The organism is Corallococcus sp. AB030, from assembly GCF_003668965.1.
In the GTDB taxonomy this organism is placed as follows: domain Bacteria; phylum Myxococcota; class Myxococcia; order Myxococcales; family Myxococcaceae; genus Corallococcus; species Corallococcus exiguus.
This window is the reverse complement of record NZ_RAWQ01000113.1, coordinates 1-13,018: the sequence shown is the minus strand read 5'-3', so window position 1 is coordinate 13,018 and position 13,018 is coordinate 1. Positions and strand designations below refer to the sequence as shown.

The 13,018-nt window shown below is 67.9% G+C and carries 5 protein-coding genes; 1 reads left to right on the top strand and 4 read right to left on the bottom strand.

Annotation, left to right across the window (positions count from 1 at the left end):
- Nucleotides 1-119: 119 nt before the first annotated feature.
- The 3 genes from D7Y15_RS24915 to dnaE form a co-directional block, all read right to left on the bottom strand.
- Nucleotides 120-5,078: a lamin tail domain-containing protein gene (locus tag D7Y15_RS24915; RefSeq protein ID WP_121754146.1), complete on the bottom strand. Its 4,959-nt coding sequence runs from the start codon at nucleotides 5,076-5,078 to the stop codon at nucleotides 120-122.
- Between the two features lie 125 nt (nucleotides 5,079-5,203).
- The gene (locus D7Y15_RS24910; protein ID WP_120575841.1) at nucleotides 5,204-6,007 is read right to left on the bottom strand and encodes an SDR family oxidoreductase; all 804 of its coding nucleotides are present in this window, start codon (nucleotides 6,005-6,007) and stop codon (nucleotides 5,204-5,206) included.
- A gap of 20 nt (nucleotides 6,008-6,027) precedes the next feature.
- Nucleotides 6,028-9,573, bottom strand: coding sequence for a DNA polymerase III subunit alpha (dnaE, locus tag D7Y15_RS24905; protein WP_121754145.1), 3,546 nt, complete (start codon nucleotides 9,571-9,573; stop codon nucleotides 6,028-6,030).
- Nucleotides 9,574-9,809: 236 nt separating this feature from the next.
- Here dnaE and D7Y15_RS24900 point away from each other — a divergent pair, with 236 nt between their 5' ends.
- On the top strand, nucleotides 9,810-11,912 hold the full coding sequence (locus D7Y15_RS24900; protein WP_121754144.1) for a sulfatase: 2,103 nt from the start codon (nucleotides 9,810-9,812) through the stop codon (nucleotides 11,910-11,912).
- Between the two features lie 5 nt (nucleotides 11,913-11,917).
- On the opposite strand, the gene D7Y15_RS24895 is transcribed toward D7Y15_RS24900, so the two are convergent.
- Nucleotides 11,918-12,772 carry a CPBP family intramembrane glutamic endopeptidase gene (locus D7Y15_RS24895; RefSeq protein ID WP_158629103.1) on the bottom strand — a complete coding sequence of 285 codons (855 nt, stop codon included), beginning with the start codon at nucleotides 12,770-12,772 and terminating at the stop codon, nucleotides 11,918-11,920.
- Nucleotides 12,773-13,018: the final 246 nt, after the last annotated feature.

Sequence of the window (13,018 nt, the reverse complement as noted above, 5' to 3'; positions counted from 1 at the left end):
CGCGCGGCTTCGTGCGCTTCACGTGGGGTTGCAGTGCTTTCTAGCAGACATCCCCCTGCCACCGCGAAGCAGGGCCGGAAGTTTGCATATCAACTGGAATCGCCCCCACGTGGGAGCGGTCAGTAGAACTCGAGCGGGCTCGCGGAGTTCTGCGGCTCCCGGTTCGGGATGTTCCAGAAGTTCGCCGCGTTGTTGTCCGTGTCGTAACCGTTCCCCCGCCAGTAATCCCTGCCAATCAGGGACACCTGCTCAGCGAGGATGGAGGTGGATACGGCCTTGCGGATCAAGCTTCCGTATGTGGAGTACGTGGCGGCGGAACCCTCGGGATGGCTGGCGGCGCCGTACCCGAGCCTGTCCACTTCGGTGAAGGTCGACCCGGATGGGCGCTGGAGGCGGATATGACCACCGGGCCAGGAGTCCGTTGCGTCGAAAGCAGAGTACGCGACGTCCGCGGCGACCATTCCCGTGTAGGTCGCGCCGCCCAGTAGGAAGAAGCCGTGAGCGCGAATCAGGCTTCCGGCCGGGAGGATGACTGTCGTGTAGCTGCTCCCGTCGCCGGGCATGTAGCCCACCTCCCAGCCCGACAGGTCCACGTCCGCGTGCGTCGGGTTGTAGAGCTCGATGAACTCATCCTCGCTGACGTAGGGCTTTCCCCCACTGAACTCGCTGATGACGACATGGTCCGTCAGCGGCGGCTTCACGTCCGCCACCACCGTCACCGAGCCGTACGTGCCCGCGGGCGGAACGGTGATGCCGTTCCGATCGCAATACACCCACGGCGCGCCCGCGTCCTTGAACCGGTAGCGGAAGCCATAGCGGTACGTGCCGGCCGTGGGAATGTTCATCCAGGCCCTCATCTGGTCGTTCACGCTTCCCCCGGACACGCCGTAGTTCACGTTGAAGTCGGCCGGGATCCACGTCCAGCCCGCCGGCTGGGCCGCGTCCGTGCCGTACCCCAGCTGCGCCTCGATGCGCGGATGGAAGTCATTGCCGGTCGGGTTCCGGGTGGTGACGTCGAAGTCGGAGAACGTGCTGGTGATGGCGTAGGTCGCGGTGGTGGTGATGGTGGCCGGGTAGATGTCCTCCGGGAACGTCTTCGGGCGCTGGATGTTGCAGAAGTCCACCGGTGGCTGGACGTTGATGCCGCAGTCGTCGTTGGGCTGGCCCGGCGTGCCCCGGTCCCCGCCCGACAGGCTGCCGGAGGAGTCACACCAGTACCAGGACCGTGACCGCGCGCTGGCCGGCGTGCCGATGATGCTGGACGCGAGGCTCATCGCGCGGCCGGGCGTTTTCGGGAAGTTGTTCCGGTACTCAAGTTCGTCCACCGACGGAGCCCCCGGTGGGCCAAACAGCCCCCGGATGTCGATGGAGCCCGTGCTGTCCATGCGCATGTGCGTGCCATACGCGTAGCTCGCGGGCACCCCACCGTTGGTCGCCGGGTTCGCGTCCTGCGCGAGCACCACCCGGCCGCCCGGTTCAACCAACAGCGGCTTGTCATACAGCACCGTGAAACCCACGTACGACCCCTGACTGCTCGTGAAGTGCACCTGCATGCCATTCAGGTTCATCAGCTTCGAGCTGGTGTTGGTCAGCTCCAGGTATTCCGTCGTCCCGGCGGACGGCGAGTGCATCACTTCGGAGATGACCAGCTCACCCACATTCAGAAACGACGCCGCCAGGGTGCACGCGCCCGCGTGGCAGACCGCGTCCACGCCGGGGCACACCTGGCGCTCCACCGCGCCGGCCTCGCAGGTCGGCATGCCGTTGCGAACCACGCACGCAGACGTGGGCACCTCCCGTGTCTTCGCATCCTCCGCGCACCTCGGAGCCGCCGGCGTGCACACGTAACCGTCGCAAGGGCTGGGGGTGGTGGCGCTCGCGGTGGCGAGCGCGCTGGCGTTCTCCGCGCCGTCGAAGGTCCTCAGCGCGAAGAAGTAGGTCGTCGTCACATCCAGGGCGGAGACGGTGAAGGCCTCCGCCGTGCCCGGAGCCTGCGGCGCGGGCATGCCCATCACGAGCGTGGCCGCGTCAAACGTCGCCTCGGTGATGGCCTCCGTGGCGTAGCGCAGCTCGTAGCGACCGGCGGTGCCCAGCACGCCGTCATCGCCGGGAGCCTGCCAGTCCAACCGGATGCTGGTGCCGGACGCAGCCGTCGCGCTGAAGCCCTGCGCGATGGCCGGAGCCACCGCGTCGGTGATGAGCAGCTCTCCGGACGTAGCGACCCCCAATGTGTCCGCGCTGGCTTCAAACCGATACGTGCCCTCGTCATTCACGACGAGGCCGGCGAAGGTCGCCACACCCTCCACGGTCGTGCGCGTGGGGTTGGCCAGGGAGAAGCTTCCACCCGCGAGCGCCAGCGTCACGTCCGTCGGGGTGTCGCTGACGGTGTTGCCATATGCATCTCGCAGCGCGACCTTCACGTCCGCCAATTCCTGCCGCACCGCTCCCGTCGTGGGCGCGGAGACGAACACCAGTGTGTCGATGGCCGCCGGAACGATGGAATACGTGTGCGAGGCTGTGAGCGACGGGTCCGCCACGTCCTCCGCGGTGACGGACTGGTCCCCCGCGGTGCGCAGCTCCACGCTGAAGGTGTGCCGGCCCTCGTCCAGCAGGGTGAACGTATACGCGCCGGGCAGCACCGCCTGCGCATCCGATGACGAGAAGGTCACCGTGGACGCGTAGTCCTTCGCCACGTTGCCGTAGAGGTCACGCGCCACCAGTTCGTAGCTCAGCGACTGGCCCGCGCCGAAGGGGCCCGCGCTCGCGACAACCTCGAACGACGCGGCCGTGCTGGCGCGCACCTCCGCGTCCACCGTCCCGGTGAGCGCCGGGGTCGCGGTATCCATGACGGTGAGCGACTGCGTGCCTGCCGTCTTGAATACGAGGCCGGAGACCGTCTTCTCGCCCTGGTCCGCCGGCGTGAAGGTCGCATCCGGAGGCAGCACCGCCTGCGTGTCCGAGGACGTGAAGTGCACCGTGCCGGCGTAGTCCTTGAGGATGTTCCCGTAGGCATCCGTCGCGGACACGCTCACATCGGCTGAGTCGCCTGCATCGATGGGGTCCGTGAAGGCCGCCAGCACGAGCTTCGCCGCGGCACCTGCGTCCACCGTGAAGGGCTGGCTCACCTTCGTCAGCGCTCCCGCCGTGGCGGTGAACGTGAACGTGCCCGCCGTGTCCACGCGCAGGCCAGGGAACGTGGCCACGCCATTCACCGCCGCCACCGTCACCGCCGTGAAGCCGGGCTGACCGGTGAGGCTCAGCGTCACCGCCGTAGTGGCCTTGGGGACAACGTCCCCCCGCGCGTCCAGCAGCGACACCTTCACGTCCGCGAGCACCGAACCCGCGGTGCCGTTTGACGGCTGCGGCGTGAACGCCAGCTGCGTCACCTGCGGATCCGCCGTGGACACCGCGAGGCTGTCCGACCGCGCGGAGTTGCCGTGCGCGTCCGTCACCTTCAGCGCCACGTGGTACGTCTGGCCCGCCCCGAGCCCGGAGAGGGTCGCGGACTGCACCGCGCCCGCGGGCACGGGGGCGGCGACCGTCACCGGCGTCGCCGCGTTGAAGGCCGCGTCCGTGGTGATGGCGGACGTGGAGTAGCGCAGCTCCTGCGACGTCAGCTGTCCCTGCACACCGTCATCACCCACGCCCGTCCATTGCACGGTGAGGCCCGTCTCCGTGGCCCCCGTCTGCGTCAGCACCGGCTTCGCGGGCGCCACGTCGTCCACCACCTGCACGTCCGCGCTGCTCACGTCCTGCATCTGGAGAGGCGCCACGGAGGCAATCAAGTGAGTGGTGCCATGTCCCGCGATGCTCAGGTCCGGGAACGTCGCGACACCGCCGTCAGCCCACTGCTGCAACCCTCCCGACAGCGTGAAGGCACCCGCCGGCACCGAGACATGCACCAGGATGCCAGTCACCGGCGACGTATTGCCGAAGGCGTCCTTCAATTCGACCTTCACGGTGCCCAGGGCTCCGCGCGTCGACACGCGCGACGAAGGCTGCTGCGTGAAGACCATGTGCGTGGGCAACGCGCCGGACACGTCCACGGGGGAGGTGAACGAGAAGGCCCCTGCGCTGTCAGCAATCGTCAGGAACTGGGGCCCGGCCGTGCGGAAGGTGATGCCCTGGAACTTGAACCTGCCCGCGTCCGCGGCGGTGAACGTGTGGGAGGGCAGCGTCGCGGCCGCGTCCGTGGACGTCAGCGTCACCGTGCCCGTGTAGTTCGTCGCCGTGTTGGCGTACGCGTCCGCGAGCGTGACCTCCAGGGCCTCCGTCGCACCCGCCGTGGTGGTATCCAGGATGCGGTCCAGCCCCAGCGCCGACACCGCACCGGGAGCCACCGAGAAAAAGGTGCTGGCCACGGGCTCGAAGTCCGGCGCGTTCGCGATGAAGTGGTAGCCCCCGCCCGCCTTCTTCAGCACCACGTCCGGGAAGGTCGCGACGCCATTCACCGCGGCCACCGTCAGCAGGCCCTCCGGAGGCTCGATGCCGCCGGAGCCTGGCGACAGCGTCACCTCCACCGTGCTGCCCGTCACCACCGCGTCGGCGCCGTTGCGCACCTCCACGACCAGGCCCTGGAGCGGCACACCCGCCACGCCGTCCGGCAGCGCCGAGCGGAACGCCAGCGTCTTCACGGTGTTGACGTCCGCGAAGTCCACCGTGGCTGTCGCGGTGAGCGGCACCCGCCTGCCGAGGTCATCCGTCACCGACGCCCTCACCGTCTTCACGCCGGGCACCATGGATGACACCCGCGCCCGGGCCTCGCCGTTGATGTCAGTGATGGCCGCCGATTCCAGGACGGAGGCGCCCTCCCCTTCCACCGTCAGCGACACCGCGAGCCCGGACAACGGGGAGCCGTCCGTCTTGCGCAACGCCGTCACGGTGATGACCGCCGTGTCCCGACCGTTCGCGAGCACGCCCGTGGGCGGGTCCACCACCACCGTGGAGGCCGCCGCGTCCACCACGTCCTCGGGCGGCGGCTGCGGGGAGATTCCGGGCTCCGTGCAGCCCAGCGACAGCCCAAGACACAACACGCTCAAACCCAGACAGCGGGCGAGCACAGCAATCCGTGGGGTCATGGATGTCTCCGTCCGGCAAGCAGCCCCGCGCTGCGGCGTGCGCAGCACGCGGGGTTGCAATGCCTTCTAGCAGACATCCCCCGGGCACCGCGACGCAGGGCCGGGACACTGCACATCCACTGCAATCAGCCGTTGATGGCCTGGAGCACCGCGGCACCGCCCAGCAGGGACTGGCCACCGTCGCAGACCATGATGGAGCCGGTGATGTACGACGCGGCGTCCGACGCCAGGAACAAGGCCAGCCGGGCGATGTCATCCGGCTTTCCGAATCGCTGGAGCGGCAGGGCTTCCGCGAGCTTCTGCCGGGCGCCTTCCGACGGGGCGAGGCGGCTCATGCCCTCCGTGCCTTCAATCGGGCCCGGGGTGATGGCGTTGACGCGCACGCCCGTGCCGCCCCACTCGATGGCGAGCACGCGGGTGAGCATGTCCACGCCGGCCTTGGCGGCGCACACGTGGGCCTGCATGGCCATGGGCAGGTACGCCTGGGGCGCGGAGATGTTGATGACGGCGGCGCCCGGCTTGCGCAGGTGTTCGAAGGCGGCGCGGGACACGTTGAAGGTGCCCAGCACGTCGATGTCCATCACCGCCTTGAAGCCGTTGGAGGACATGCCCAGCACGGGCGCGGGGAAGTTGCCGGCCGCGCCGCACACCAGCACGTCGATTTCGCCGTATGCGTCCTTCACCTGCTGCAACGCCTTCTCCACGGACGCGTAGTCGCGCACGTCCGCGGCCACGCCCATGGCGGTGCCGTGGGCCTGGAGGCCCTTCACCGCGCCCTCCAGCTTCTCCACGTTGCGGCCGTTGATGGCCACCTTCGCGCCCGCCTTCACGAACGCGGTGGCGATGCCGAGGTTGATGCCGCTGCTGCCGCCGGAGACGAACGCCGTCTTGCCCTTGAGCAGCCCATCCTTGAACACGCTGTCCGCCATGGAGTCGCTTCCTTTCGAAATCAGCCGAACTCGACGACCTTCTGCCCGAAGAGGCGGTCCACGGCGAGGAGCAAATCGTCGTTCACCTGCACCTTGAGGGTGGTGCCGGAGATGTGCGCCTCCGCCTCCCCGGGGAACAACACGCTCACCGCCACCGGGGTCGCGCCCGCGTACTTCTTCGCCAGCTCGTTGAGCTTCGCCAGCCGCTCCTCCGTGACGATCTCCGCGGGCAGCCGCAGCTCCAGCCGCTTGGTGCGCTTCTCACGCACGGCCTTGAGGCTCTGGATGTCGTCGACGATGAGCTCCGCGGTGGGCGTGTTCTCGTCGCGCTGGGAAATCTGCACGGTGCCGGTGACGAGGATGGGGTCGTCCGACTTGAGCAGGTGCTCCCAGTGCTCGTATCCCGGCTTGGGGCCCTGCTTGGCCCACTTGCCGTCCTTGCCCATCACGTTGCGCGTGCCGTCCTTGCCCGGGAAGCACACCAGCTCCGTGGAGCCGGACAAATCCTCGATGGTGACCCACGCCATGCGCTTGCCCGTCTTGGTGGGGCGCTCGCGCAGCACGGTGATGATGCCCGCCACGGTGAGCTTCTCGTCGCGGCGCGCGCGCTGCACGGCGGTGATGGGCCGCGCGTAGCGCTTGAGCTCCTTCTCGTACTGGTACAGCGGGTGGCCGGACACGTAGAAGCCGATGGACTCCTTCTCGAAGGCCAGGCGCTCCTTCTCCGGCCACTCCTCCACCGCCGCGTAGTCATCCTTGAGGCCGGTGCCGGCGGACGCGGGACCCGAGAGCATGCCGAACAGCGAGCTCTGGCCCGCGGCCTTGTCCTTCTGGCTGGAGGAGCCGCGGTTCATCGCGCGCTCGATGGTCTCGAAGAGCTGCGCGCGGGGGCGCTTCTCGAAGTCGAAGGCGCCGGCCTTGACCAGCGCTTCCAGCACCTTGCGGTTCACGCGACGGCCGTCCACGCGCTCGCAGAAGTCGAAGAGGCTCTTGAAGGGGCCTTCCTTGCGCGCCTCCAGGATGGACTCGATGGCGCCCTCGCCCACGCCCTTGATGGCGCCCAGACCGAAGCGGATCTTCCCCTCCACCGCGCCGAAGGCCAGGTCGGACAGGTTCACGTCCGGCGGCAGCACCTGCGTGCCCGACTCGCGGGCCTCGCCGATGTGCTTCACCACCTTGTCGGTGTTGTCCTTCTCGCTGGTGAGAAGGGCGGCCATGAATTCGCACGGGTAGTGGGCCTTGAGCCACGCCGTGTGGATGGTGACCAGGCCGTACGCCGCGGAGTGGCTCTTGTTGAAGCCGTACTCGGCGAACTTCTCCATCAGGTCGAAGATTTCGCCCGCGACCTTCAGGTCCACGTTGTTGATCTTGCAGCCTTCGAGGAAGCCGGCCCGCTCGGCCTGCATGACCTCGGCCTTCTTCTTGCCCATGGCGCGGCGAAGAAGGTCGGCGCGGCCCAGGGTGTAGCCTCCCAGCACCTGGGAGATCTGCATCACCTGTTCCTGGTAGACGATGACGCCGTAGGTGTCCTTGAGCACCGGCTCCAGGTTGGGGTGCGGGTAGGACACCTTCTCCCGGCCGTGCTTGCGGTTGATGAAGACGTCCACCATGCCGGCGTCCAGCGGACCCGGGCGGTAGAGCGCGCCCGCGGCGATGACGTCTTCGAAGCAGGTGGGCTTGAGCTTCATCACCATTTCGGTGAAGCCGCTGGACTCCATCTGGAAGACGCCGGCGGTGTCGCCCTCCGCCATCAACTGCCACATCTTCTCGTCATGCAGCGGGATTTCGTGCCGCTTGATGTCCTTGCCGTGGTTGCGGTTCACCAGGTCCAGCGCGTGCTGGATGACCGTGAGCGTCTTCAGGCCGAGGAAGTCGAACTTCACCAGGCCCGCGGCCTCCACCTCGTCCTTGGCGAACTGGGTGATGAGGATCTTCTCGCCGGGCGGCTGGTAGACGGGCACGAACTCCCAGAGCGGCTTGTCCGCGATGACCACGCCCGCGGCGTGCATGCCGGGCTGGCGGTGCAGGCCCTCCAGCGCGAGCGCGATTTCCAGCACGTCCTTGGTGGTGACGGGGTTGCCCTCCACCTCACCGATGTTCTGGGGCTTTTCGATCATCTCCTTGAGGCGAGGCTCCATTTCGATGGCCTCCTTCAAGGTGATGTTGAGGACTTCGGGCACCAGCTTGGCGATGCGGTCGCCTTCGCTGAACGGCAGGCCGAAGACGCGGCAGACGTCGCGCAGCACGCTCTTGGCCTTGAGCGAGCCGAACGTGATGATCTGCCCCACGTTCATCTCGCCGTACTTGCGGCCCACGTACTTGATGACCTCGTCGCGCCGGTCCTGGCAGAAGTCGATATCGAAGTCCGGCATCGACACGCGCTCCGGGTTGAGGAAGCGCTCGAAGAGGAGGTTGTACGGGATGGGGTCCAGGTCGGTGATGCGCAGCGCGTAGGCCACCAGCGAACCGGCGCCGGAGCCACGGCCCGGGCCCACCGGGATGTTGTGGTCCTTGGCCCAGTTGATGAAGTCCTGGACGATGAGGAAGTAGCCGGAAAAGCCCATGCGCTGGATGACGCCCAGCTCCAGCGTGAGGCGCGCCTGGTACTGCTCGCGGTCGATGGGGTACTGGCCTTCCAGTTCCTTGAAGCGCTGGCGGAGGCCCTCGTAGGACAGCTCCGACATGAAGGTGTCCGGGGTGTGGCCGTCCGGCACCTTGAACGTGGGGAGCATGGGCTTGCCCAGCTTCAGCTCCACGTTGCACATGTCCGCGATGCGCATGCTGTTGTGCACGGCCTCCGGAGAGTCGGAGAAGAAGCCGAGCATCTCCTCCGGGCTCGTGACGTAGAGCTTGTCGGTGGAGTGGCGCAGGCGCTTGTTGTCCGCCAGCGTCTTGCCGCTGGCGATGCACATGAGCAGCTCGTGCGCCTTGGCGTCCTCGCGCTTGATGTAGTGCGCGTCCGCGGTGGCGACGAGCGGGATGTCCAGGTCACGAGACAGCTGCTTCAGGTTCTCGTTGGCCTTGTCCTGCTCGACCATGCCGTTGGACTGGACCTCCAGGTAGAAGCTGTCGGGCTCGAAGATGCCCTTGTATTCGGCGGCCACGCGGCGGGCGTTGTCCATGTCGCCGCGGAAGCACGCGCTCGTGACTTCACCGCCCAGGCACGCGGTGAGACCGACAAGGCCCTTGCTGTGCTCCGCGAGCACCTGCTTGTCGATGCGCGGGTGGTAGTAGAACCCGTTCATGTAAGCGGTGGAGGACAGGTAGCGCAGGTTCGCGTAGCCCTCCGCGTTCTTGGCCAGGAGGATGAGGTGGTGGGCCACCTTCTCCGAACGGTCCTCGCGCCCCTTGGGGCCCGCGACGTAGGCCTCCAGGCCGAGGATGGGCTTGATGCCGGCGTCCTTGGCCTTCTTGTAGAAGTCGATGGTGCCGAACATGTTGCCGTGGTCCGTCACGGCCACGCTCGACATGCCCTTCTCCTTCACCGTCTTGATGAGGTCCTTCATCCGGATGGCCCCATCCAGCAGCGAATAGAGGGTGTGGAGGTGAAGGTGGGTAAAGGACATGGGCGTTCCGGCTCCCGGTGAAGAAAGAGGCGCCCGAACACTAGAGCCCGCAACCCCTGCTCGCCAGTCCAGTAACGGCGCAGGTGAAAACAGCGGAGCCGCGATGGATCCAGGGCCCGGAAAACCGGCCTGGGAGACACCGGGAGCGGAATTCCAGCCCCCCGTCCGTCCGGGCGTGGGCACTCCCTCCGGCCATGGGGTGGCCGCCGTGGGATTCGTGACCACGCTGCCCCAGGATGCCCGCCTTCGCCCGTACACCGCCGACGCTCGCTCGCGCCCTCCTGCTGGGCTGCCGGGCGGGCCTGCTCGTCTTCCTGGCGCTCTACACGCTCTGTGCCCTGCTGAACATGCAACTGGGTTACCAGGGGAACGAGAGCCGCGTCGTCACGGAGTACGTGTGGAGCGAGTGGCGGAGCGTGGTGTTGTGGCAGGTGGCGCGGCTGTTGGGCGCGTACTGCGTGGTGGGGCTGTTACTGGGTGCGCTGCTGGGGGCCGGGCTGTGGGCGGCGGAGCGGAGCCGGCGCGCGGTGTTCTGGCTGAGCGGCCTGGGGTGCCTGGTGGTGGAGGGCTTCCTGGTGGCGGCGGACATGGCGCGGCATCCGCACCTGTACGCGGCGACGCTGTACGAGCGCTCGGAGGTGACGGCGGCGGTGCTGCGGGGGCTGAGCGGCACGCAGCCGTCGGGGTGGACGTTCGCGGCGTGGGTGCTGCCGGTGTTGAGCGTGCTGGCGGTGGTGGGACGGTGGCTGGCGGAGTCATCCCGCTGGCGCGGCGTGCTGGGCGGCGTGACGGCCGCGGCGGCGGTGGCGGGCTTCACGGGGCTGGGGCTGACGCGGACGGAGCAGGGGCCGGAGTCCACCGGACGTGCGCGGCCGAACCTGCTCATCCTGGCGTCGGACGGACTGCGGCCGGACCACCTGTCGGGCAACGGCTATTCGCGGCCCACGTCGCCGAACATCGACCGGCTGATGGAGGAGGGCACGCGCTTCAACGACACGGTGGTGCAGGTGCCGCGCACGGCGCCGTCGTGGACGACGCTGCTCACGTCACAGTACGCGGGCGAGCACCCGGTGGTGCACACGCTGGTGGGACGCGAGGCGCGCGAGACGAAGCTCACCACGCTGGCGACAGCGCTGGAGGCGCAGGGGTACCGCACGGCGGTGGTGGCGGATTACGCGGGGGATCATTTCTCGCGGTTCCCGTATGGCTTCCAGAAGGTGTCCGCGCCGGACTTCCGCTTCCCGGACCTGGTGCGGCAGCGGATGCTCATCACCCACGTGGCGTTGCTGCCGTGGACGGCGCTGGCGCCGGGGCTGTTCAAGGAACGAGGCGAGTTCCCGGAGCTGACGGACCCTGCCCCGCTACGCACGCGGGTGCGGCATGTGCTGGACGGGCTGCCGGAGGATGCGCCGTTCGCGCTGGTGGTGTTCGCGTCGTCCACGCACTTCCCGTACGCCGCTCCGTGGCCGCTGGAGGGCAAGTACGTGGAGCGGGGATATCGGGGGCCCTGGCGGTTTGGAGCGACGCCTCGGATGGAGGTGGATCCGGATGCGCCCGCGACCACGCCGGAGGATGTCGCGGCGTTGGGAGCGAACTACGACGCTGGAGTGCGCACGTTCGATGGGCTCGTGGGCAACTTGCGCGCGGACCTGGAGCGGCGGGGCCGGTGGGATGACACGCTGGTGGTGCTGGTTTCGGACCACGGAGAGCACCTGGAGGATGAAGGGCTAGGCCAAGGCCACGGTGATCATTTGTGGGGCAGCGCGGGGTTGCGCATCCCGTTCGTGGTGCGGATGCCCGGGCAGGTGGCTTCAGGGCGGCAGGTGACGCAACGGGCGCGCTCGCTGGACGTGGCGCCGACGGTGTTGGATTTGCTGGGCGTGCCCGCGCCGGAGTCATTCCGGGGGCGCTCGTTGGCGCCGCTCGCTCGGCCGGGGCCTGAGCCCAAGGCGTTGCCGGATGTGCCCGCGCTGATTGAAACGGATATCTGGTTCAGCGACAGGGATGGGCATGCGTATCAGACGGTGCGCGTGCCGTATCCGTGGCTGTATGATATTGCGATGGTGGAGGGCGACACGGGCGAGATTGCGCTGAAGCCGGAGTGGGAAGGCCCCGTGCGCCGGGCGCGGCACCGGGGTTTGTATCTGGGACGGTGGAAGCTGTTGGAGCTGCCTACTCCGGATGGAGTGCGGGTGCAGCTCTTTGACACGGTGTCGGATCCGTCGGAGTTGCGCGACGTGGCGGGAGACCATCCGGACATCGTGGCCACGCTGAGGGCGAAGCTGGCGGCGGAGTTGCCGGATGCGACCGGCGAGGCTCGCGGCGCCGTGGGGCCCTGAGGGTTTCAGGCCCCGGTGAGCAGCGGCTCCGGGGACCGAGCATCCATCCGTCTCAGCACTGTCACTGTTCCCACGAACGCCAGTGAGCACGCGACCAGCAGCGTCACGTGCACGGAGGTCGGCAACTGCGCGATGGGCGGCGCATAGCGAGACAGCAGGAACGACGTCAGGTTGTTGAAGACATGGACGAACACCGGGAGCCGCAGGCTTCCCGTGCGCTCCGCGAGCCATCCCAGGAACAAGCCCGCCACCAGGGCCATGGGGGCTTGGATGGGATCCAGGTGCATGAGGCCAAAAAGGGTCGCAGCTCCCGCGATTCCCGCTGCACGCCCCCAGCGCTCCACGAGCCGCGTCTGCAGATAGCCCCGGAAGAAGAGTTCCTCTGCCGTGCCTCCCACCAACGCGCCGAAGACCAGGAACAGCGTAAAGATCACGACCGAGCTTTGACTCGTGACATGCAATGCTTTCAGTGTCTCCGCCCAATCCCAGAATCCGGCGAGCACAGCCAGACTTTTCATGGCCTGCCCCATCGCCAAGCAACCCACCAGCGCGGCGCCCCAAGACCATACGGGCAGCGGAGTTCCGACTCGAAGGCGCAACCGGTCGCGCAGGGCAATCGGGGACAGCCTGCCGCCCAGGAGCGCGGCTGTGAGCCCCAGGCTGCTGGAGATCATCACGGCCACCACCTGCAACCAGGGCATGTACTTGATCTTCTCCGTCAGCGTCGCCATGGCAGCGCTGTCCCGAGGGTCGATGCCGGATTGTGCAATCTCAATGGCCCCCGCGATGCCGGCTACGATGATGGTCCCAACAAAGATCGTCACCCGCAGGAGCACGAGCGCGACCAGCACCGACCACACGCGGGGGCGCGGCGACTCGGGGACCGGAGGGCTGGCGGTGGGAGTCAGCTCGGAAGGGGAATCCATTGCGGACGGATGGTACCGCCCCGGTTCGAGCGAGAGGAGAGGGACCTCATCAGCTAGTACGACTTGGTCACATCCGAGAGGGCAGCTCAGGCGGAGCTCTGGGGTTGATGGCCGTGTTGCAGAGGGGGCAGATGCCAATCTGCCTGAGGAGAAGGGGCTGCAACGCGCGTCGTACCATCG